General features: G+C 51.1%; 20 protein-coding genes. 14 read left to right on the top strand and 6 right to left on the bottom strand.

Annotation, left to right across the window (positions count from 1 at the left end; all coding sequences use genetic code 11):
- The first annotated feature begins 179 nt into the window (after positions 1-179).
- The 5 genes from BST81_RS07145 to moeB all read left to right on the top strand — a co-directional run bounded on the left by BST81_RS07145 (position 180) and on the right by moeB (position 4,167).
- Positions 180-392 (top strand): hypothetical protein, encoded by a 213-nt coding sequence (locus tag BST81_RS07145; RefSeq protein WP_075597852.1) that lies wholly within the window; start codon positions 180-182, stop codon positions 390-392.
- Positions 393-434: 42 nt separating this feature from the next.
- The gene (gene accD, locus BST81_RS07140; RefSeq protein WP_075597851.1) at positions 435-1,358 is read left to right on the top strand and encodes an acetyl-CoA carboxylase, carboxyltransferase subunit beta; all 924 of its coding nucleotides are present in this window, start codon (positions 435-437) and stop codon (positions 1,356-1,358) included.
- A 402-nt stretch (positions 1,359-1,760) separates the two neighbouring features.
- Entirely contained in the window at positions 1,761-2,252 is a 492-nt protein-coding gene (psbV, locus tag BST81_RS07135) for a photosystem II cytochrome c-550 (protein WP_075597850.1), read from the top strand.
- Between the two features lie 130 nt (positions 2,253-2,382).
- Complete coding sequence (psbV2, locus tag BST81_RS07130) at positions 2,383-2,865, top strand: photosystem II cytochrome PsbV2 (RefSeq protein ID WP_075597849.1); 483 nt, start codon at positions 2,383-2,385, stop codon at positions 2,863-2,865.
- A gap of 129 nt (positions 2,866-2,994) precedes the next feature.
- Positions 2,995-4,167, top strand: coding sequence for a molybdopterin-synthase adenylyltransferase MoeB (gene moeB / locus BST81_RS07125; protein ID WP_075597848.1), 1,173 nt, complete (start codon positions 2,995-2,997; stop codon positions 4,165-4,167).
- Between the two features lie 69 nt (positions 4,168-4,236).
- Here moeB and BST81_RS07120 read toward each other — a convergent pair whose 3' ends face one another.
- Positions 4,237-4,617: a pentapeptide repeat-containing protein gene (locus BST81_RS07120; RefSeq protein WP_083636712.1), complete on the bottom strand. Its 381-nt coding sequence runs from the start codon at positions 4,615-4,617 to the stop codon at positions 4,237-4,239.
- A gap of 241 nt (positions 4,618-4,858) precedes the next feature.
- Between BST81_RS07120 and BST81_RS07115 the strand changes: the two genes are divergently transcribed.
- The 3 genes from BST81_RS07115 (at position 4,859) to BST81_RS07105 (ending at position 7,752) form a co-directional block, all read left to right on the top strand.
- Positions 4,859-6,067 (top strand): MFS transporter, encoded by a 1,209-nt coding sequence (locus tag BST81_RS07115; RefSeq protein WP_075597846.1) that lies wholly within the window; start codon positions 4,859-4,861, stop codon positions 6,065-6,067.
- A 167-nt stretch (positions 6,068-6,234) separates the two neighbouring features.
- Complete coding sequence (aroF, locus tag BST81_RS07110; RefSeq protein ID WP_253188130.1) at positions 6,235-7,314, top strand: 3-deoxy-7-phosphoheptulonate synthase; 1,080 nt, start codon at positions 6,235-6,237, stop codon at positions 7,312-7,314.
- A gap of 126 nt (positions 7,315-7,440) precedes the next feature.
- Positions 7,441-7,752 carry an RNA-binding protein gene (locus BST81_RS07105; RefSeq protein WP_075597992.1) on the top strand — a complete coding sequence of 104 codons (312 nt, stop codon included), beginning with the start codon at positions 7,441-7,443 and terminating at the stop codon, positions 7,750-7,752.
- Between the two features lie 56 nt (positions 7,753-7,808).
- On the opposite strand, the gene BST81_RS07100 is transcribed toward BST81_RS07105, so the two are convergent.
- Positions 7,809-8,648, bottom strand: a complete 840-nt coding sequence (locus BST81_RS07100; RefSeq protein ID WP_216351249.1) for a DUF6816 family protein — start codon at positions 8,646-8,648, stop codon at positions 7,809-7,811.
- Positions 8,649-9,742: 1,094 nt separating this feature from the next.
- Here BST81_RS07100 and BST81_RS07095 point away from each other — a divergent pair.
- Positions 9,743-10,462 (top strand): Crp/Fnr family transcriptional regulator, encoded by a 720-nt coding sequence (locus tag BST81_RS07095; protein WP_075597845.1) that lies wholly within the window; start codon positions 9,743-9,745, stop codon positions 10,460-10,462.
- 175 nt (positions 10,463-10,637) lie between these two features.
- On the opposite strand, the gene BST81_RS07090 is transcribed toward BST81_RS07095, so the two are convergent.
- Both BST81_RS07090 and BST81_RS07085 read right to left on the bottom strand, forming a co-directional pair.
- Entirely contained in the window at positions 10,638-12,095 is a 1,458-nt protein-coding gene (locus BST81_RS07090; protein WP_075597844.1) for a serine/threonine-protein kinase, read from the bottom strand.
- 246 nt (positions 12,096-12,341) lie between these two features.
- Entirely contained in the window at positions 12,342-13,337 is a 996-nt protein-coding gene (locus BST81_RS07085; protein WP_075597843.1) for a LysR family transcriptional regulator, read from the bottom strand.
- Between the two features lie 234 nt (positions 13,338-13,571).
- Here BST81_RS07085 and BST81_RS28415 point away from each other — a divergent pair, with 234 nt between their 5' ends.
- The gene (locus BST81_RS28415) at positions 13,572-14,609 is read left to right on the top strand and encodes a hypothetical protein (RefSeq protein WP_216351248.1); all 1,038 of its coding nucleotides are present in this window, start codon (positions 13,572-13,574) and stop codon (positions 14,607-14,609) included.
- A gap of 175 nt (positions 14,610-14,784) precedes the next feature.
- Entirely contained in the window at positions 14,785-15,270 is a 486-nt protein-coding gene (locus BST81_RS07075; RefSeq protein ID WP_075597842.1) for a 2Fe-2S iron-sulfur cluster-binding protein, read from the top strand.
- A gap of 15 nt (positions 15,271-15,285) precedes the next feature.
- On the opposite strand, the gene fetB is transcribed toward BST81_RS07075, so the two are convergent.
- Positions 15,286-16,062: an iron export ABC transporter permease subunit FetB gene (gene fetB / locus BST81_RS07070; protein WP_075597841.1), complete on the bottom strand. Its 777-nt coding sequence runs from the start codon at positions 16,060-16,062 to the stop codon at positions 15,286-15,288.
- A 270-nt stretch (positions 16,063-16,332) separates the two neighbouring features.
- Between fetB and BST81_RS07065 the strand changes: the two genes are divergently transcribed.
- From BST81_RS07065 to BST81_RS07055, 3 genes are all read left to right on the top strand, one after another.
- Positions 16,333-16,917: a hypothetical protein gene (locus BST81_RS07065; protein ID WP_075597840.1), complete on the top strand. Its 585-nt coding sequence runs from the start codon at positions 16,333-16,335 to the stop codon at positions 16,915-16,917.
- A gap of 485 nt (positions 16,918-17,402) precedes the next feature.
- Complete coding sequence (locus BST81_RS07060) at positions 17,403-19,082, top strand: AarF/ABC1/UbiB kinase family protein (protein WP_253188129.1); 1,680 nt, start codon at positions 17,403-17,405, stop codon at positions 19,080-19,082.
- Between the two features lie 46 nt (positions 19,083-19,128).
- On the top strand, positions 19,129-19,500 hold the full coding sequence (locus BST81_RS07055) for a hypothetical protein (protein WP_075597990.1): 372 nt from the start codon (positions 19,129-19,131) through the stop codon (positions 19,498-19,500).
- Here BST81_RS07055 and BST81_RS07050 read toward each other — a convergent pair.
- Positions 19,493-21,166 (bottom strand): hypothetical protein, encoded by a 1,674-nt coding sequence (locus BST81_RS07050; RefSeq protein WP_216351247.1) that lies wholly within the window; start codon positions 21,164-21,166, stop codon positions 19,493-19,495. The two genes, BST81_RS07055 and BST81_RS07050, sit on opposite strands and share 8 nt — an antisense overlap.
- Positions 21,167-21,178 lie beyond the last annotated feature (12 nt).

The raw sequence follows: 21,178 nt of genomic DNA, 5'->3' as shown, positions 1-21,178 counted from the left end.
CAGTTAAAGCCCAGGCCAGTCCTTCCCTGGGAAAGCATTGCTGTTTATGGACTCTTGAGGCTCAAGGGCTAGTTCTGTGAGAGATTGTGAATAGAGATTGTGAATATAGATGCTTTAGATGTCTTTGCCCTCTCCCGTCGATATTGAGGTCAAGATTGAGGTATGGGTGAGTTGCCGCCGTGGCTTGGATTACGTTACGAACGACTAACACCCAATGGGAAGCGGAACTCATGCTCCAGCTGCTAGTTGCCCATGAAATTCCTGCACGTATCCTCAGCTTGGGTTTACCTCCATACCTTGGTACTGGCAGTCCCACTGCCCTGCAGGTGCGTCCAGAGGATCAATGGACAGCCTTGCTCCTCCTCAGTCCCCCTGAAGAAGACCCAGAATAACCCTTGACAAAATTTATTGATTAGCAGGATTTTAGTAACCCTATGTCTCTATTTGATTGGTTTGCGAATCGTCCTAAATCAGACCCGATGAATATTCAGGGCCAGGAACGAGAGATCGCCGATGGCCTGTGGACGAAGTGTACGGCTTGTGGTGTATTGACCTACACCAAAGACCTGAGAGCAAACCAGATGGTATGTCTGGAATGTGGTGATCACTCCCGGGTATTTAGCGAAGAACGCATTCAGCAACTGATTGATCCAGAGACCTGGCAAGCCCTGGATGCAGACCTGATGCCCACCGATCCCCTGAAATTCCGCGATCGCAAGTCTTACAGCGATCGGTTGCGCGAGACCCAGGAAAAAACAGGTCTGAAGGATGCAGTCCAAACGGGTTTGGGCCAACTGGATGGGTTAACAGTGGCTCTGGGCGTCATGGATTTTCAGTTCATGGGCGGTAGCATGGGGTCCGTTGTTGGTGAAAAACTGACCCGCCTGATCGAGCGGGCCACCGATGAGTCTGTCCCTGTTATCATCGTCTGTGCCTCTGGAGGGGCTCGGATGCAGGAGGGCATGCTGAGCCTGATGCAGATGGCAAAAATCTCTGGAGCCCTGGAACGACATCGAGAAGCTCGCCTGCTCTATATTCCGATCCTCACCCATCCCACAACGGGGGGCGTCACGGCTAGCTTTGCCATGCTAGGGGACATCATTCTGGCTGAACCCAAGGCCACGATCGGTTTTGCAGGCCGCCGCGTGGTCGAACAAACCCTACGGGAAAAACTACCAGACAACTTTCAGACTGCCGAGTACTTGCTGCAACATGGCTTTGTAGATGCGATCGTCCCTCGGACTCAATTGAAGAAAACCCTGGCCCAGTTAATCCGGCTACACCAACCCCAGGCAACCCCTCACTCCCTGGTTCACTTACCCAATCCTCTTCCCCTCAGCACTACCCTGATCCACTGATGCTTCGGGAACAAGCCAGCAACGATTTTTAATCCGCTGAGGCGAACTGCTAAAAAGAGTCCACTCAATGTCATGATATTGGTATTGATAAAGACTCAATCAGTCCTGTTAGCTGGCAAAGTCATGGGTTTTGCGGACCTGTCGATCGCCGAAATTTCTGAGGTTTTTCTCTTTTGATGAGAGTTTTCTCTTCCTGAGAAACCCCTTTGTTTCTGCGGTCAGTTGGGGATTACTGACCAGGGTCCTCAGACTCGTCTGACTCTGGAGGATGCCAAAGCACCCATCTCTAGCGCTCTTGCTCAGAGGCAGGAGGTAACTCTCGATTCAGACAGCACCAGTTGATTGAGCTCCTTAGATGAAAATCTGATAGTAGAAAACTGTGCCAAGCTTAAAAGGAGAACCATGCTTAAGAGATACATCTGGCTGGTAGTAGCCACTGTATTTTTTGCCTTTCAGATGCTGACAGGCCCCGCTAATGCGACTGAACTGGATGAAGCAACCCGTACGATTACCTTGAACGATAAGGGAGACACCGTTGTCCTGAGCCTGAAGCAAGTGGCTGAAGGGAAGCGTCTATTTAACTATGCCTGCAGCACCTGCCATGTCGGTGGGGTGACCAAGACCGATCCGAACCTTGACCTGGCTCCGGAGACTTTGGCGCTGGCAACTCCCCGACGGGACAATATCGAAGCATTAGTGGATTACATGCACAATCCGACCACGTACGACGGGGCAGCTTCAATCGCCGAACTGCATCCCAGTACTCAGAGCACGGACATCTTCCCTAAGATGCGTAATCTGACAGAGAAAGATTTGTATGCGATCGCAGGCCACATTCTTCTACAGCCTAAGGTTGTAGGGGTTAAGTGGGGCGGTGGCAAGATTTATTACTAAGGCTTGTCTCAACCTTGTGACTTAATTCATTAAGTTTCGATGGGGCCGATGGAGGTGGGAGAATTAAAACGCCCTCTCTTCTGTCGGTCCCTAATTTTTTATCCGTTCTATTTGGTCTCAGAGATTCATCATGCCTGTGCAACGCCTCCTGTGGTCTCTTTTGATTTTTCTGACCGTTTGGATCGTCAGTCCGCCAGTTCAGGCTGCCTCGATCGATCCTTATGTTGCACGGTACCTGCGGGCTGTAGAACCAGTTCCTGTAATCCTGAATGAGCAGGGCCAGACCCGTTCTTTTTCCCCACAAGCCCTCTCTGAAGGCAAGCACTTATTTGAAGACAACTGTAAGGGCTGTCATGTGGGCGGCTCAACCTTACCCAATCCCCTGGTTTCCCTTTCCCTGGCTGACCTGCAGGGAGCCACCCCACCCCGAGCTACGATCAACAGCTTAGTGGCCTACCTCAGGCAACCCATGACCTATGACGGCAGTGAAGAAGCCGTTTTCTGCCGACAGGTTCCGGAGAGCTGGCTCTCCCAGGCTCAAGTTGAAAATCTGGCCGCTTTCATTCTGCAGGCTGCAGAGAAAGCACCCGGTTGGGGGACGAATCGCTTCTAGAGTTTTTCTGATAATCCATGGTTATGTTTGCGAATCAGGCTTAAAATAGATGGTCTGATTCATCCGTTGTGCTGCGTACCGGGTCTCTGCAAACTGTGACCGGCCCCATACTTCCCTGAAACATGTACTATGCTGAACCCTAACCTGGATCAGATCCAGCTCAGTAAAGAGGAATACGAACGTTACTCCCGCCATTTAATCCTGCCAGAGGTTGGTCTGGAAGGGCAAAAGCGCCTGAAAGCTGCCAGTGTGCTTTGCATCGGCACGGGTGGTTTGGGCTCTCCCTTACTGCTTTACCTCGCTGCGGCAGGGATCGGCAATATCGGTATCGTCGATTTTGATATCGTCGATCGCTCCAATCTGCAGCGGCAGGTCATTCATGGTACATCCTGGATCGGTAAACCCAAAATCCAGTCGGCCAAAGATCGGATTTTGGAGATTAACCCATACTGCCAGGTTGATTTATATGAGACGCGCTTGAGCGCTGAGAACGCTCTCGATATTATGCGTCCCTACGACATTGTGATTGATGGAACCGATAATTTTCCCACCCGGTATCTAGTGAATGACGCCTGTGTGATGCTGGGCAAACCCAATGTCTATGGTTCAATCTTCCGGTTTGAGGGTCAGGCCACGGTTTTCAATTATCAGGATGGCCCCAATTACCGGGATCTCTACCCAGAACCCCCACCGCCGGGTCTAGTTCCTTCCTGTGCTGAGGGTGGCGTGTTGGGAATTTTACCGGGCATTATTGGCGTCATTCAAGCCACAGAAGCTGTCAAAATCATTCTGGGTCAGGGCACCACCCTGAATGGTCGTCTCCTTCTGTATGACGCCCTGCAGATGAAGTTTCGAGAACTAAAGCTAAGGCCCAACCCGATCCGGCCCGTGATTGAAAAGCTGATTGATTACGAAGAATTCTGTGGGATTCCACAGGCCAAAGCAGAGGAGGCAAAACAACAAGCCGCTATGGAAGAAATGACCGTTCAAGAGCTCAAACAATTGTTGGAAAGCGGTTCCAATGATTTCGTACTGTTGGATGTGCGGAATCCTAACGAATATGAAATCGCCCGGATCCCTGGTTCTGTGTTGGTTCCTCTTCCAGAAATTGAGAGTGGGAGTGGCGTAGAAAAAGTGAAGGAATTACTGAATGGGCATCGCCTGATCGCCCATTGCAAGATGGGCGGACGATCGGCCAAGGCGCTGGGTATCCTGCACCAAGCTGGTATCGAAGGCACAAACGTCAAAGGCGGTATCCAGGCCTGGAGCCGCGAGATTGATTCCTCAGTTCCTGAATACTAAACCCAGAACATTCCCCTGAAGAGGCTCAATCACCTTACGATTGAGCCTACTTTATTATTTCGTTAGACGCTAAGGATGAATTCTCCCATCTGGCATGCGGGCACCTTTGAGGTTAGCATTCTTAAAATTTGCCCCCTCCGTATCTGCGCCAGCCAGGTTCGCCCCTTCCAGATTCGCCCCTTCCAGATTCGCCCCCCGCAGGTCCGTGCCAATCATGTTGGTATTACTCAGGTTAGCATTGCTCAAATCTGCGTTTTCAAAACTGCTGCCTGCCACCACCGCACCCGGGAGAGAAGCACCGGAGAGTCTGGCATCTCCCAGATAACACCAGATACATTGGTTCGTGGTGAGCAACAGCTTCAGGTTAGCTGGGTTTTCAGCCTGGGCTGGAGCCATTGCCCAAAGGAATGACAACAGGGTTGTGCCAACAAGGAGTTTCAGTTTCATCATGACTCAATCCGCTAAATTTATTCCATGTAAACCTTAAAGACGTTAGGCCCGATTCCGGATCAGGATAAAACACAGGGATGAAGTTTTTAAGACCCGAATTTTACTCTGGTATCGTGAATTTGTCAGGTTCAGTTGACCCCCCCCAGTATGGTCGGGGTGAGTTTCACTGTCAAACTTTTCAGTCGTAATGGCCAACTGAGCCTGGGGACAATGACTGGCAACAAAACTGGATCATGCGGTTATGGATGAGACAAAACCCCGATCGGGCGTTCTCTGGCTACAGGTTTTCGCCCTGGCCACTGTGCAGGGAGCCATTACCCTGGCCTGGGTGATTTATGGCGTTTATCTGGTCAAACTACTCACCGATTTTGGCCTCCCCGATCATCTGGGCCGGGGATTGCTGATTATAGAAAATGCCCTAGCCGTAGTGATGGAACCCTTGATGGGCGGGCTTTCCGATCGAGGGCAGCGCTGGCTGGGTACCCGCTTTCCCTTTATCTCTGTGGGTGTTATTCTCTCCTCGGCTCTGTTTATCGCCATTCCCACGATCGTCCTTCTGGGGCGACCAACTGACGGCATGCGGTGGGTGCTGATACTGATTATTGTGGCCTGGTCCCTGGCCATGACCGTGTTTCGCAGTCCTGCCCTCTGCCTCCTGGGTCAGTATGCCTTCGCAACCAAATTGCCCCAGGCCGCCAGTATTCTGACCCTGGTCGGTGGCTTAGCTGGCGCTATCCGTCCCCTGGCTTCAGGGTTTTTATTGAGCCTGGGACCAGCATTAACCTTTGCGATCGGCTCATTCACCCTGCTGGGATCTGCTGCTGTTCTACGCGCTGTTCGTCCTCAGACCGCCATTTCTCCAGCCGGAACAGACCCTTCTGCGGAGAAAAACACCTGGGTTACATCTGTCAGCCTGTTGTTCGGAATTGGCTTTTGCGTTGCCTGGGGTGTGCGTCTTGCCCTGGGTGAGATCCTGCCCCGACTGTTGCAGATGGGCCTGCCCACGTTCAATGTGGGGTTCCTCATGGGCATGGTTTCCATTCTCCTGGCTCTATTCTCAGTTCCGGCAGGCACGATCGCGACCCGTCAGGGCAACCGACCCATGATGGCCCTGGGTGCCGTGGGAGTTGCTGGCCTGATCGGGGCGTTGGCCTTCCTTCCTCCCAGTGGGGTGCTGGTGTCCCTGGTCACCCTCTGTCTGCTGGCCTGTTTGAGCCTGGTGTTGAACGGTGCCATTCCCCTGGCCCTCTCCATGACGCCAGCTTCACAGGGGGGATTGGCGATCGGGATGTATTTCGGAGGCTTCTCAGCCGCCATCAGTTTATTCGGCTATCTCTTTGCCCAGTCCAACCAGATTGCTCTGTCCAGTTGTGGATTCATGGCCATGGTTGCGTTCGTTCTCGCAGCAGCAGGCATTCTGTGGGGAGACAGGCAAGCGGATGCAACTTGACGGGCCTCCATCCCTTTGTTACGGTGATAAATACTCACTCAATAACTCGGCAGATCGAATGCCCAACTTTTATTACTGGTACTTTTTTACGGAGGTCCACCTGGTGTGAACCACAGTTTGATGTGGAACTCAGGTGGGCTGCAGGGTAGTGTCTGCAGCCTTTTTTATTGACCAGACTGCCTGATGTACCGCTGAAGCTATTTCTCGACGATCGTGATGCTTTCCCTCAATTGCTGGTTTTATGGCTTTTATTTCTGGAGCCCCTCAGGTTCCGGGTAAAGCTGTTATGCCGCTTTTCTGCCCACCCGGAGCCTGAATCAGGTTCCGGGTTTTTTGTTGTTGACCCATCCAACCCCAACTTTAAGGATTCTCGACCTATGCTCAATGCTAAACTCGCAGCCAAAGCCCATCCAACCCATCGCACTGTCGTGCGACTGACTGAGGAGATCACGATCGGCGATCGCCAACTTCTGATCATTGGCGGTCCCTGTTCTGTGGAGAGCTTTTCCCAAATGGAACAGGTTGCAACCCGCCTCAAACCGATAGCCGTACAGGCACTCCGGGGGGGGGTCTACAAACCTCGCAGCTCACCCTACGCCTTCCAGGGACTGGGAGAGGCAGGGCTGGAAATTCTGGCAGCGATACGGGCAGAGTCCGGTCTGCCTGTCGTAACCGAGGTCATGGCGATCGCCCAGATTGAGACCGTAGCAGCCTATGCTGATATGCTCCAGATTGGCAGTCGGAACATGCACAACTTTGATCTCTTAAAAGCACTGGGGCAGGTAAATAAACCTGTGCTACTCAAGCGGGGACTGGCTGCTACCCTGGAAGAGTTTCTCCTGGCTGCCGAATACATCTTGAGCCATGGAAATCCCAATGTGGTGCTCTGTGAACGAGGCATTCGCAGCTTCGATTCCCATACCCGCAATGTTCTGGATCTGGGAACTGTAGTCGCCCTGAAACAAATCAGCCATTTACCCGTGCTGGTAGATCCCAGCCATGCCGCCGGCAAACGAGAACTGGTCCCAGATCTGGCCAGAGCTGCGATCGCCTGCGGTGCTGATGGGCTGATCATCGAGTGCCACCCAGCCCCTGAACAGTCTGTCTCGGATGCTCGACAGGCACTCTCCCTGACCGATATGGTGGATCTGGTGACAAGCCTAGACCCGATCGCAACGGCTGTAGGACGCTCCCTCATGCGGCCAGAGAGTACATCTTTGGAGCGATCAGTCCTGACAGCGTGCTGACAACGCCGCCTTACTTGACCTAATATTAAGTCCATAGGAACTGAATTCGGCTGCAGGGTTTGTTATCGGTTGACAGGCATCTCTCCGGACTTCGTTTCTGAAAACTTTTACCTCTCGGAGATGATCATGTCGATTTACGTTGGTAACCTGTCCTACTCGGTTACACACGAAGATTTAAGCGCTGTTTTTGCTGAGTACGGAACGGTCAAGCGGGTTCAATTACCGACTGACCGCGAAACTGGGCGAATTCGGGGCTTTGGGTTCGTAGAAATGGCCAGTGATACAGAAGAAACTGCTGCCATTGAAGCCCTGAATGGAGCAGAGTGGATGGGGCGTGAATTGAAGGTCAATAAGGCAAGACCCAAGGAAGACAAACCCAGGAACTCCCCAGGGAACTGGGGCAATGAGCAAGGGTTTTCTACCCAACGCCGGTATTAATTTTTAATCCGGATGAATACCTGAAACAGATGGATGAGGGGATGCCACCATACCCCTCATTTTTTTGGTTTTGTACCCACTGGTGAAAACTCTAGACGGTAACGGTACAAGGCAACTGGGCTATTTCCTGCCTCAAAGTAATGGGGATCCTGAGGGGACAGGTAGACCGCAGTTACCTGGTCAGCTTCAATCGCTGGATCTGTGGTCGGCAACCGATGATAGGCCGTCGTATTCTCCACTTCGTTGAAGTAGGGCGGGATCATCCCCCGAAAAACCTGCTGAAAGACTTCAGTGGTAATCCAGAGATCGGGTTCAGGCGCTTCTCCAGCCCGCCCTGTAACTATCGAGATCAGTTGGCGATCATGGCTTAAAAGCGTAATTTGGCGGTTGGGAGAAGCCGGATCAACTTTGACGGCCAGAACGGTCTTTGCACCCAAATAAGCCCGACTCAAATTCAAGCCATTAAAGGCTCGATCTGAGACGATCGCTGGCGCTTGTGTTCTGATTTGTCTCGACTGTAGCGGTGCCAAAGGGGGGAAGGGCAAACCTGCTGGCTTAGACAGCGGCGCAGGGACAAATCGCACCTGAAACTGAATGGGTTGATTCAAGAACTGCCGATTACGCTCAAACCCGGGGGTTGTTAATTTAGGGGACAAGGGTGCAACCTGGTCAACCAGGGTACTGGTCACCATCCAGGTGCCTTCGATCCAATCCGGGTAAAACAAATCTCCTGATACAGCCTGCACCACTGGCTTTCCTCGCCAAGCTGGAAAGGATGAGAGGCGATCGGCCAATGGACCGGCCTGGGCCACTGAACACCAGCACCCTTGACTCCAGAGCAGACTGATGAATAGAAGGGTATAACAAATAAACCGCAACGACAATCCCACAGCCATAGTCCCATATGGTTCAGGATCCCTAAAAATCAGCAAGAGCACCGACGACTGACCGTGTTTCGTCTCGGTGCTCTTGCTGGTTCGCTCCTCACACATAAGGAATGATAGCGTAGTTTGCTGAATTTGTCACCCTTTTGGCCAAGAATGATTCTGCAACCGGTTCAGTGCTCTATGACACTCCTCTGCAAGTGTCGCCAACTAGACAATACAGCACCTCTAACGCTGCGGTTTTATACTCCAATTCAGTAACACTTGAGTGTAAGTCGAGTCACAACCAAAATCGGTAAGAAATTGTTAACCTGTATGCAATGGGATAAGTCTAGAGTCTAGCTGGATAAATAGAAGGATTGGAGGCATTTCGCTTGAGGGGTATCATCCGCTACGACAGTAGCTGTGTATGGGTAGGTCTGGTATTATTAGTTACATAAAGCATTTGAAACATCTCTCTTTAGATAGATTACTGACTCCGATCCACGTAGTGACAATGATTGCAGTATCTATGGTGGAATAACTGGTACTTCTGCTTGAGAGGGCAATCTAGCCTGACCAGGCTCCTGAAGATGACTGTATTTCCAGACTGAACTATTTCCAGACTGAACTATTTTCAGACTGAACTATTTTCAGACTGAACTATTTTTAGCCCGAGTGAGATCGCGAAGATGATGAGGCTGCCATTCAATGACAGGGGCGATTAAAGCCCGCATTCATCTGCCCTTAGATCCATTGTCTACCCTTAACCAGTTGAGGCTTTCAGCCTCAGATTCTGTCTTAAGCTGGCTTTGTTTGAACTGATTGGGTTTGAACAATTTCGGTTAAACAGTTTCTTATTTTCCCATCCCTGACCTCCTGAAATCCTCCGAGGTAAATCCTCTACTCTCCTTAGAATTAAGCGTTTTTCCTGTTTTCGATGGTTCTTTTTGTATCTACCTTTATCTTTATATTTCTTGCAATAGAGGGTCTCACAGGTCGGCCTTTAGATTGTTTAGCCTTGTGTTTTCCTGTCGGTTCAGTTGCGCTAGGGAGTCAAGTTAAGTTCCACAAGGCTCTGGTTCACCTGAGCTCATTCCTAGAGTCCATTACATTCCGACATTTTTATGTACTCAGTGACATCGCCTTCAGAGTTACACGTTGAATCCAATTTAGAATCCTCGCGGCCATTTCTAACCTGGCAACGGATTATTGATTGGGCCCAGGAGCATTATCGATGCCGCACCTTCACGAAGGATGAAAGAATTCCTGCCCGTTCCGGATTACTCTATCTGGTCCAGCGGGGTGCTGTTCGTCTGGTCGGGAGTGCCCAGGTAACCGCTACAAACAGTGGCACTGTTCGAGCCACCAGGCAATTACAGGAAGAAGCATTCCTGGGTTTTGTAGGGGCCGGACAACCCTTTGAAATTGTTGCTCAGTCTCCCTTTACCCTGCAGAGCTATGCCCATGTCGATCAAACAACGGTCATTTGGCTCTACTGGCATGATCTGGATAACTGGCCTCATTTTCGCCGGGAAGTTCTGGATGCCTTTCGATATCAGCATCAGCGAAAATTACTCTGGCTGAGTACCTTAGGCCAGCGTCGCACGATCGACCAATTGCTGGGTTTTTTAACCCTGTTGATCGAAGAATTTGGTGAACCCTGTGAAAGTGGCTACTGTCTTCCCTGGTCCTTAACCCACGCTCAGATCGGCAGTGCGATCGGTTCAACCAGAGTCACAGTCACTCGCTTGATGGGTAAGTTACGTCAGAAAGGTCTCATCCGCACTGATGGAGACAATCTCATTTGTCTGCCAGCAGATGCGATTCTCAAGCATCATCAATAGCCTCTTTTCCTTAGGTTACACCTGGAGAATAGGGTAGGTCGAAGGAATAGGGTAAAGCCTCAGCCTTCATAGAAAAAACCTCCAACCCAGTTGAACCATCCTACAATTCTGTCCGTTTGTGAGTGATTAACGCCAAATCCAAGTCTGTTCCCTGTTGTCTGCGGGCAAGAGTCTCTTAAAAAAGTTTAGAGAACAATAACAACAAATTGTAAATCAGGCGAAATAGGGCCACGATTGCGATGGCCAGGAGGCCCGACAGACCAGCCAGAACCATTGTTGTCTGAAAAGATTTGCTGAACTGAAGCATGGGAAAGAAATAGACGACTCCTATCGTCAAAGCCAGCAGGATCACCAGATCCCATCTCTCGATCATCCGGCGAGACTGGGCCAAGACCATCCCTCCTAAAATTAAGACGACCAATCCAGCACTGACGAAAGAAGGTTGTAAGAGACTGGTCAGCATGATCGCAAGCAATCCTCCCTCCAGGCCAACAAAACCGGCACCCGCTAGAATCTCCAGCGTGGAGAAGGGGGCCACGGAAGACCGCCGACGCGCAGGGGCCTGCGAAGAGGGCTGGGATGGCGTTGGGACAGAGGGCTGGGCTACCACTGGGGGCATCAAGACGGGTGGCCCTGCCGGTGAGGCTGCAGCAGGCGGTGGACTGGTTATAGGAGAGACCCTTGTTGTCAGGGCAGTCAGCACTTCTGCTGCCGATTGAAAACGGTCGCTCGGTGCAGGCTGTAGCATCCGATCCAGAACCTCTGCCAGACGATCGCTGACTGTCGCATAGGATCGCCAGTTCCAACGGTTGCTGTAGGAGTCGAGCAGGTCAGACGGCTCTTTCCCGGTCAACAGGGTCATGCAGGTCACAGCCAGGGCATACAGATCCGTGGAAGGAAAGACGTTGCCACTGGCCATTTGTTCAGGGGGGGCATAGCCCATAGAGTAAATACCCGTGGAGCCTTTGCCTACCCCTGTAGCCCCTGACTTGGCCACTTGCTTCACGGCCCCAAAATCGAGCAGGTAAAATTGGCCATTGCGATGGCGCATGATGTTGGAAGGCTTAATATCCCGATGAATGGAGCCATGCTCATGCACGAACTGGAGAACCTGCAGGATGGACTCCAGCATTTTCAGCACTTCCCCCTCGGAGAGTTTGCCTGCCTGGGCCAGTTCTGATTCCAGCGTTTCCCCATCGATGAACTCCTGGACCAGATAAAAAAACTCCTGTTGCTGACCCGATCGAGGGTCCGGTGCCGTGAATTGAAAAAAAGCATACAAATCTGGAATCTGGGGATGATGATTGCCCAGTTGTTCCAGCACTTCCCCCTCCCGCTCAAAGAGAGTCTGGGCCAGGGCCAGTTGCTGTGGATTCAAATCTCCAGCGGGGAGGAACTGCTTCACCACACACAATGGCATGGTAGGGGTGTAGCGATCGCGAGCCAGAAAAGCGGCTCCAAAGCCCCCCTGCCCCAATAACTTCTGAGGCACATAGCGACCGGCCAGAATCAAGGGCATGCCACAGGTCACACAGTACTTCTGCTGCACCGTTTTAAAAGTTCGCGTATCGTCCAGATCAGCAAACTGGTTACGGGGGCGGGGACAACTGGGACGAGTGCAGTAGACTTCCATGGCCAAGGTTCAAGGTTGAAACTTTTCTCTCATCTGTGATGCTTACACTATAAACTCAGCCTATGAACGCATCACTGATCAACTGGCAACACTGTGGAAACCCCTGCAATGAGTAGACCGGGTAAAGCGTTAGTGGAGAACTGGAATTGGGTCTCACTCCGTTCCACCCAACCCAGGCCACAAGATCGGTCAGCCAATCAGGCATGACCCGCGTCAATGGGTTGTCTCTACCAGACTCCTATCAACTTAACCTTCCAGAGTCGCAGGTTCAAATTTCGCCTCACTCACGGGGGAAGGGAGGGAGGGGTCAGACTGGCCAAACAGATTGGTGAACTTGGGCAAAATATCGTTGGTAAAGGCTTCTGCCGCCTTCGATCGATAGCGATTGGGATTAAAAATCACTGATAGGATGCGCTTAACCACCACACCATCTACCCTGGAACGATGCAGAACGTCCATCTGAATTTCTTTATCGATGGCCGTTGTAGAGACAAATGCCGCTCCTAATCCAGACTGAACTGCATTTTTAATCGCCTCAATGGAATTCAACTCCATTTCAATTTTCAGGCGGCGAGTTTCAATCCCAGAGCGGGACAAAACCTGATCGATCACTTTCCGGATGGTAGATTGAGAGTCAAGAGCAATGAATTGAAGTTTGTACAAATCATCTTTACGAATCGGGTCTTCCTGGGCAAGCGGGTGAAAGACTGGCAGGATGAGTGCGAGTTCATCTTCCGCATAGGGAATAATTTGTAAGGAGTCTTGTAATTCTGAGGGAACTTCACCACCGATAATTGCTAAATCAATTTGCCCATTTGCAACGCTCCAGGAAGTTCGTCTCGTTGAATGCACATGTAATTGGACCGATACATCAGGGTATTGCTGCCGAAAGAGGCCAATCATACGGGGTAGGAGGTAAGTGCCAGTGGTCTGGCTAGCGCCAATGATCAGGGTACCTCCCTGGAGATTTTGCAAATCTTCGATCGCCCGACATGTTTCTTGACATAAAGTCAGAATCTTTTCCCCATAGTTGAGGAGGAGGTGGCCTGCCTCGGTCAACTGGGCTCGTCGGCCACCCCGATCAAACAAGGGAACATCCAATTGTCGCTCTAGATTCTGTACCTGTAGACTGACGGCAGGCTGAGAAACATACAGGCTATCGGCAGCCCGCTTAAAACTCCCTTCGGCAGCGATCGCCTTGAGAATGCGTAACTGATCCAGAGTAAAGGGAAGGTCAGACATGGTTGTTCAATCAACAGAAGAAGGGGCACTGCAACCAGGGAGTCGGAGAGAACTGGAATAATAAATGTAGAAGAATTTTGTTTTACAGATCTCAAGGCAAGGTAATCGGTTAGGGAATTCTAAGCTTGGGTTTCATTCAAGAATTAAGGCAGAAGTTTTCTCCTCACCATACTTTGTGACATAAATTGTTCAGGGCACACCATCAAGATAAATAAACTTAGCGTTTGAGCACTTATGAAGCGGGAGGTTGTACGAGATTTTCTAAATTTACCGGGGATTGCCGGGGTTGCCCTGATGGATGGGCGATCTCGCCCCTACTTTTGTGGTGTAGATCAGACGCTAAACTTTCAGCAAAAAGAAGCTTTGGTCCAGGGAATTACACAGGTTGTTGAAACGACACCCGATGACTTCGAATCCTTTGAATTTCAATTTACAGGACATCAGGTCTATATCTACAAATTAGATCAAGGAATGGTTCTGTTAGTTTTAGCCCGGAGCGAACTGGTTTATCCAGACTATGTAGACGCGATCGAGCGCCTGAAAGCAGATTTGGGAGAGGACGTTACTAAGGCAGTGAGCACGTTTCGGCTCATTGCTAGCGACCTGACCATGTCGAACCAGAACTACTGGAAGAACCGGATGGGCAACAGTCCAGACCTCCATCTGGATGCCAGAAATGGCATGCCTTCAGTTGAAGCAATTTCAGAACGATCAACCCCATCCCCTGCCAATGGAACGAGGCAAGCACCTGCAGACCCTCGCCCCGCCCTTGATGCCATGGAAATCGTACAGGCCGTTCCTCCCCCTGTGACTCAGATCGATCAGAGCTCAACAACCGATCTCCCCCTACCCAAAGCTCCTGCCAAGAACTTACTTCCTAACTCGCTGGAAAGGCACAATCCTGAACTGCCAGACCCTCCTTCCCCTGTTGAGCACGGATTAGAATTACAGATTGAATTGAAGGAGATGTTAGCAGCCTTAAACGCCCTCAGCCAGTTTACAACCCAATACCTGGGCACAGCAGTGATCACTAACTACTGGAAATCCAGTCGTCCCCGGGATGATTGGCTGCAAAGTTTTCAAATCGATCGCGCCGCCAAAATTTCCTTTGCGGACCCATCATCCTCTGCCAACCTGAATCCACAACAGCACCAGGCTGTGCGGGGGTGGGTCGCTGCTTTTATCAAGCGCTGCTCCCAAGTCATTCGCGACTTCCCGACCATTGTGGATCAGGGCGCACTCAGCGATCGTCAAAAGCTGCTTTTGCTTTGAGGGTCATGGTATCGATCGTGAGTCATACGTCCTATGGTCATGGGTACAACATCGCTGATGGGGCGTTACTTTTTGTATAGAGATATCTATCAACTGCTTTGCGAGAGCAGCCGTCAAGTGAGTGACAGATGACTCATAACCATCCCAAAGTTTTATTTAACTAGAGATAAAGACCATGGTCAAGATCGTCAGATTGGAACCGATTTCCCAGCAAACTGAAATTGAGACAAACGGCACCCTCCTTTCCATTCTTCTCAATAAGGATCTGGACGTTCTGAAGGAATGTGGTGGGCGAGGCATGTGCGCTACCTGCCATGTCTATGTCAAAGAAGGGATGGAAGCACTTTCACCCATGAATCGACGGGAACAGCGAACTCTGGAAGTCATTACTACCTGCAAACCCAATTCTCGTTTAGCCTGCCAGTCCAGAGTTCTTGCCAATGGGGTGATCGTAGAACTCCCACCTGGTATGTACGTGAACTCTCTGCAGGATATTGAGGCCCTGATTGGAAGACGAGCTGACCAGAATCTCCTCCACCCGGTTACAGGTCAGGTGCTGGTTGAAGAGGGTAAATTAATTACCCGATCGATGTTAAAACAACTGGAAACGACCCCCAGCTTCAGAATTGGGGACTACTTCAGTCAAAGCAAAGACGCTTGAGGCTCGTTTGGGGAATTAAAAGGTTAACTGTGCTGCTGGATTAAACACCTGGCGACAAATTCCAGTTGTAACCAACAGGGTGGTCAGCAGGGTCACAAAAGCCAGCATAAACATGATCACCATCTGGTAAGCAGCAGCATCCAGGGGTTTGGTTCCCCCAAGCATCTGGCCAGTGATGATACCGGGGAGGGTCACAACCCCAACCACCATCATCGTGTTCAAGGTAGGTAACATCCCGGCTCGAATAGCTTCCTGACGATAAGTTGCCATCGCCACGGCAGGAGTAGCCCCCAGACTCAGGTGCGTTTCGATCTCCAGACGGCGAATTGAGATCATACTGACCAGCCGTTCTCCCGCCAGAGCCGCACCATTCATCGCATTCCCCAAGACAATACCAGCCAGCGGGACCAGGTACTGGGGATCGTACCAAACCTCAGGGCGAATAATCAGCAGGTTGGCGTACATCAGGGTCAGCCCTGTACTGACACAAATAGCTCCCCAAACTAGGGGAAGCAGGTGGGGAATGCCGCTACTGATGCGATTGTGGGCAACTTTTGCAGCGATCGTTAGCATGAGCAGGATGACAGCCAGGACTGGCCAGGGATGGTTTAATTCAAACACGATCGCCAGCACATACCCCACAATAGTCAGTTGCAACCCTGTACGGCCCGCAGCCAGCAGCAAACTCCCCTCCAGACCCAATTTTTGCCAGGCAGACAGCCCGATCGCCAAGACAATCAGCCCCAGAGCCAGGAGCAGATCTTCAACTTGCAATGGAATTAAACTTCCCATGGGAAAAATATAGGGATTTTTCGGTTGACGCTATTATATGTATCCTAGGGGTGGCAGAAAACTTTCGACTCTGTTTCTATAACTTTCAGAGACAGGGCGATCGCCTCAGAACGCCTGAGACTGGCCTTAACCGGAAGTAAGATGTGTGGGTTTGTTTCCCATAGGTATGGTTATAAACTGTTGAGTGGTTACGGTTTTGCAGAGACGGTTTTGCAGAGTGCCCTGCAATGGTGTTAGGTGTGAACGTGTTACAACGCAAGGATGCAGACAATGAAAAAGAATTCCGTTTTGACATCAGTTCTGTTAGCTGCCAGCGTTTTGATGGCAACTTCCCTCTTGACGGCTTGTGGTGGAGGGAATGAAACCTCTTCCTCCCCCTCTCCAACAACAGCCGCCAGTTCTCCCGCTTCCCCCAGTTCATCTCCTTCCTCCAGTCCAGCCTCTCCCGAAGCAGCAGGGTTAGATGTAGAAGATGCCGTTCTGGCCAAGAAGACTGGTGAGAATAATGGTCAGCCCCAACTGTCACCCGTTGAAAGCAATGTCTTTAAACCAGGTGAAACCGTTTACCTGGTGTTGAAGAACACTGGGAAGTTTAAGAAAGGAACAGATGGGAAGCACAAGATCGAAATGGATGTGCAAGTTACCGATTCCAGTGGCAAAGTCCTGCTCTCCAAAGAAAATCTACTGGGCGATAAGGGTGTTGTAGAGCTAGCCAATGATATTGCGCCTGCTCCTTACGGTAACGTAGACACCACCCCTCAAACCCCTCCTGGAACCTATACCATTAGCGTCACCATTTACGATAAAAACAGCGACGCTAAAGCGACCAAGAGCGCTGAGTTCAAGATTCAGTAATCTGGGCTGCAACTATCTTTAACCCAATGGGTGGGTGAATGGCGCTCTCCCATTACAGCAAATCTATCAAAAATGGGACAAGTTCACTCTGTCCCATTTTTAATGGCCGATTCAGATCAAGACAGGGCCTGAACTATCCTCCAGCCAGTTTCATGGATGCTGCCAGGAGCGCGAAACTTTCAGGTAGAGAGCAGGTCCCTCCCCCCTGATGCCCCCTATCCGTGACAATCACTGTATCTCCCAGCAGCACTTTGCAACATATGTTAAAAATTACTGCATCCTGGTGATTTAGCTTCCAGGGTATCTGTAGTTTTGTATACTTTAGTGAATAGAATGGTAAAGAGAAGGGAGAGCAGGGCAAGTTCAGACAGGGACCCTCATCGGCCCTACCCTCTCTGAATCCCAATGTACCTAGACGGTTTCATCCATCCAGTCATATTCAAGAGGCAATGGCAAACGTGAGTCTGGATTCTTCACTCACTCGAATGGGAAGCTACGATGCCGAGAAGATTGGCCAGTATTATCGCTACCGCCCCTGGAGGGTAATCTGGCGAGCCCTCACCATTGTGTTCTTTTTCCTGAGTTTTGTCCTGGGTTTGGCGCTAGATAACTGGTTAGGAAAAACCGAGACCAATCAACCCCACAGGGCAACCCAGCTTCGCCACATGCTCACCTATCTCGGACCCACCTTTATCAAGGTAGGGCAGGCCCTTTCAACCCGTCCAGATCTGATTCGCCGAGATTATTTAGAAGAACTGGTCAAACTCCAGGATCAGCTCCCGCCCTTTGCCAATTCAGTTGCCTTGGCCATTATTGAATCAGAACTGGATGCTGCGATCGAGGAGCTTTTCAGTGAGTTTTCTGAACAGCCCGTGGCTGCAGCTAGCCTCGGACAGGTCTATCGGGCCCGCTTGGTGACTGGAGAGGACGTTGCGGTTAAGGTGCAACGTCCAAACCTATTGCCCACCCTCTCTTTGGATCTTTACCTGATGCGCTGGGCAGCAGGCTGGATTGCTCCCTGGCTTCCCCTGAATCTGGGCCATGATCTGACCCTGATTGTGGATGAGTTTGGCACCAAGCTATTTGAAGAAATTAATTACCCAAACGAAGGGCGGAACGCTGAAAAGTTTGCGGCTAATTTCCGCAACGATCCCCGCGTGAAAGTGCCCCTGATTTACTGGCGCTACACAACCAGCCATGTGCTGACGCTGGAATGGATCAACGGCTTTAAACTAACCGATACAGAGCGGGTGAAAGCAGCAGGGCTAGATGTGGATACCCTGATCCAAATCGGGGTCACTTCTGGCTTGCAGCAGCTCCTAGAATTTGGCTTCTTTCATGCAGATCCTCATCCAGGTAACCTGTTTGCCATGGCCGATGGCCGGATGGCCTACATCGACTTTGGCATGATGGATCAGCTAGAAGAGTTCACCAAAGAAACTCTGGTTGATTCCGTCGTCCATCTGATTAATCAGGACTATGTTGATCTGGCTGAGGATTTCGTTAAGCTAGGCTTCCTGGCCCCAGATACCGATATTTGGCCAATCGTACCGGCTTTAGAACTGGTTTTAGGCGAGATTTTGGGGGAGAGTGTGCAGGATTTCAACTTCAAAACGATCACGGATCGCTTTTCGGAGTTGATGTATGACTACCCCTTTCGAGTCCCAGCCAAGTTTGCCTTGATCATCCGCTCTCTGGTCACGCAAGAGGGTCTGGCGTTGAGCTTGAATCCAGCTTTTAAGATTGTGGATGTCGCCTATCCCTACGTTGCTCAACGCCTGCTGACCGGTGAGTCACCCCATTTGCGTCGCCGTCTGCTGGAAGTATTATTCAAAAATGGTAAGTTCCAATGGAATCGCCTGGAAAACCTGATTGCAATCGCCCGGTCCGATACGTCATTTGACCTGCTTCCTACCGCCCAATTAGGCTTGCGTTACCTCCTATCCGATGAAGGCCACTTCCTGCGGCGGCAACTGATTCTGGCGATTACTGCAGACGATCGCCTGCACACTGCTGAGATGCAACGGCTCTGGAATCTCGTCAAAGATGATTTGGAACCCGGACGCCTATTTAATGTGGCCCTAGGGGCCATTACAGGGGCTTCCCTGGCAGGAGCGGCTTCCCTACTCCCAACCGTGTCCCCCCTGAACTTTAAGTTCAAGTAACACTTCGCGATACACTGTGATCTTGAAGTTTCATAACAGCAGTGCCGTGTATATCTTTCCTGAACCCCCTTATTTTCTCCTGGTTGCCGGTCTGTTGATGGGTATCACCTCGGGTACAGCATTTGATGCAACGCTCCGGCAGGCAGTACAAGCCTGGTCCAAAAACCGATCCACTCGGACCCTGGCTAATCTGCAGGGCTTTCAACTGTTTTTTCCCTTTTTGGGCATTTGTCTGGGTGTTTGCCTGTTTCTGGCCTCTGGTGTGGAGGTTTTTGGTTTCCCCAGAGTCTTCGCCTATGGTCTGGCAATTCCCCTCACAATCGGAACAGCCTGGCTGGTCTGGTCCCAACTGGGCAAGATTCTAATTCAACTGGAACAGGGCGGTTCTAAAGCTCTTGACCTGGACTCCATTAATTAGTTTCAATCAGGATTTCATATAACGTTCCCCGGTCCCAGGCAGGCGGGGAAGTAGATTTTAGCTGCTGCAAGGGAAGTTGCTGGTTAGCCAGGACGATCGGGGTCGTCAGGCGGGTCAACTGACCGTTGACCATACCCAGCCCGATGATCTTTCCGGGGGGTAGGGGCATGCCATCAGGAGCCAGCCAGGACCAGTAAGGATCACGCCAGATAAAGCGATCTCCCTGAAGTTTCAGATCCAGTTGGGGCCAGTTTTTGCGTGCCGTAAAAAGTTGGGGCGGTTGTCGCCAGGTTGGCGGAAATCGGAAGATTTGCTGCAACAATCCCCGATCAAATGTGGAATGGGTCGAGACAAACAGCGTCTCTGGCAGTTCTTCCCGCTCCACCAGAATGGTGGTGCCATCCATCAGATCGGGGCAGAGTTGGATCACCGCCTGCCAGAACTGGCGCTGGTTTTGCCAATTCTGCCGCATATCCAGTTGAATCACCTGGTGATAACCCAGGACCAGCGCCAGATAACAAGCTAACACCGAAGTCAGCATTCCTTTTTGACGATAGCGATCGGCAATACTCACCAGCAACGTGCAGAGGGCGGCAAAGAACATCGACCCCCCAAAAGTTGCAGCCAAGTGCGTCGAGGTCCGAATTCCTCGCACTATGGTGGGTGGGAAATGGGTAAATGAGAGGACATATCCCAGACTGAGCAAAATCAGACTGGTCAAGAGGAGTTGCAACAGCCTGACATCAGCCTCGGGCAAGCTTAAGTCAGCCTTTAAGGTCAGCCAGCGGGACTGCACCGCCAGTGGGTAAACCCGATGGGCACTCTGCTCCAGCGGGGTGCGGGCCAGCCAGAAACCCAAGATGAGGGCAAAGGTAGCAGCCATCATCCAGATCCCAGGAGACCAACTGATCAGATACTTCATCGGTCCATACAAGAACAGAAACAGGCTCACGCAGGGACCCATCACCAAAGCCGCCACAATTTTGGCTGGAATACCTCCCGAAATGAATGCACTCAGCGTCCCAGCCACTCTGGTATCTCCCCCCTCACCACCCAGACTTCGGATGAGAACCGCCATCACCATCATCACCAGCAGGATGGCGCTATGAAACGCCAGTTCTTTGATTAAGCGGCGATTCCATGATGCCCGCAAAAGCGGTACGGCAAAAAAAACCGTGAACACAGATTCGTAGGCTAGTAAAGACCCAGCAATTGCGATGTAGGCCAACACTCTACGATCGGACAGATAGAGCAGGCTGGCCAGAATTAAGAAGGTGAGGGCACTTTGTAAGCAAAAGCCATGGGTCAGAAAGATTTTGGTGGTATCGGCAGGAAACAGGGCAAAAGCTAGACCACCGGTCAGGGCGAAAAATTCAGCGTGCTGCCGTCGGAGCAGTTGATAAAACAGAATCGTATTCAGGGTGATGAGGCTACAGGCAAGCAGATAAATTGCCGGTATCCCTCCCAGGTGATCGCCAATAAAGGACAGCAGAAACGTAATTGAGAACCCGATCGGCCTGCCCTGAGGCCACTGGATCAGAGCCGTGCCAATGCGTTTCGCCATCTCTGCCCCCGTCTTCTCCAGGGACAGGGAGACAAAATAGTAGTCATCGTGGTACAAGCCGAAGTGCCTGAAGTTGAGGAAGTGGGCCAACCACACGGTCATCGCCAACAGAAC

It is taken from the genome of Leptolyngbya sp. 'hensonii', assembly GCF_001939115.1.
Lineage (GTDB): Bacteria > Cyanobacteriota > Cyanobacteriia.
Note: the sequence above shows the minus strand (reverse complement) of the source record. Positions and strands in the feature narration are given on the sequence as shown.

Excerpts from the sequence above, each read along its gene's own strand:
- BST81_RS07075 (WP_075597842.1), top strand. The coding sequence starts at position 14,785 with ATGGTCAAGATCGTCAGATTGGAACCGATTTCCCAGCAAACTGAAATT.
- BST81_RS07095 (WP_075597845.1), top strand. The coding sequence starts at position 9,743 with ATGTACTCAGTGACATCGCCTTCAGAGTTACACGTTGAATCCAATTTA.
- BST81_RS07085 (WP_075597843.1), bottom strand. The coding sequence starts at position 13,337 with ATGTCTGACCTTCCCTTTACTCTGGATCAGTTACGCATTCTCAAGGCG.
- BST81_RS07060 (WP_253188129.1), top strand. The coding sequence starts at position 17,403 with ATGGGAAGCTACGATGCCGAGAAGATTGGCCAGTATTATCGCTACCGC.
- BST81_RS07115 (WP_075597846.1), top strand. The coding sequence starts at position 4,859 with ATGGATGAGACAAAACCCCGATCGGGCGTTCTCTGGCTACAGGTTTTC.
- BST81_RS07105 (WP_075597992.1), top strand. The coding sequence starts at position 7,441 with ATGTCGATTTACGTTGGTAACCTGTCCTACTCGGTTACACACGAAGAT.
- psbV (WP_075597850.1), top strand. The coding sequence starts at position 1,761 with ATGCTTAAGAGATACATCTGGCTGGTAGTAGCCACTGTATTTTTTGCC.
- BST81_RS07120 (WP_083636712.1), bottom strand. The coding sequence starts at position 4,617 with ATGATGAAACTGAAACTCCTTGTTGGCACAACCCTGTTGTCATTCCTT.
- moeB (WP_075597848.1), top strand. The coding sequence starts at position 2,995 with ATGCTGAACCCTAACCTGGATCAGATCCAGCTCAGTAAAGAGGAATAC.
- psbV2 (WP_075597849.1), top strand. The coding sequence starts at position 2,383 with ATGCCTGTGCAACGCCTCCTGTGGTCTCTTTTGATTTTTCTGACCGTT.
- BST81_RS07100 (WP_216351249.1), bottom strand. The coding sequence starts at position 8,648 with ATGGCTGTGGGATTGTCGTTGCGGTTTATTTGTTATACCCTTCTATTC.
- BST81_RS28415 (WP_216351248.1), top strand. The coding sequence starts at position 13,572 with ATGAAGCGGGAGGTTGTACGAGATTTTCTAAATTTACCGGGGATTGCC.
- BST81_RS07065 (WP_075597840.1), top strand. The coding sequence starts at position 16,333 with ATGAAAAAGAATTCCGTTTTGACATCAGTTCTGTTAGCTGCCAGCGTT.
- fetB (WP_075597841.1), bottom strand. The coding sequence starts at position 16,062 with ATGGGAAGTTTAATTCCATTGCAAGTTGAAGATCTGCTCCTGGCTCTG.
- BST81_RS07090 (WP_075597844.1), bottom strand. The coding sequence starts at position 12,095 with ATGGAAGTCTACTGCACTCGTCCCAGTTGTCCCCGCCCCCGTAACCAG.
- accD (WP_075597851.1), top strand. The coding sequence starts at position 435 with ATGTCTCTATTTGATTGGTTTGCGAATCGTCCTAAATCAGACCCGATG.
- BST81_RS07050 (WP_216351247.1), bottom strand. The coding sequence starts at position 21,166 with ATGACCGTGTGGTTGGCCCACTTCCTCAACTTCAGGCACTTCGGCTTG.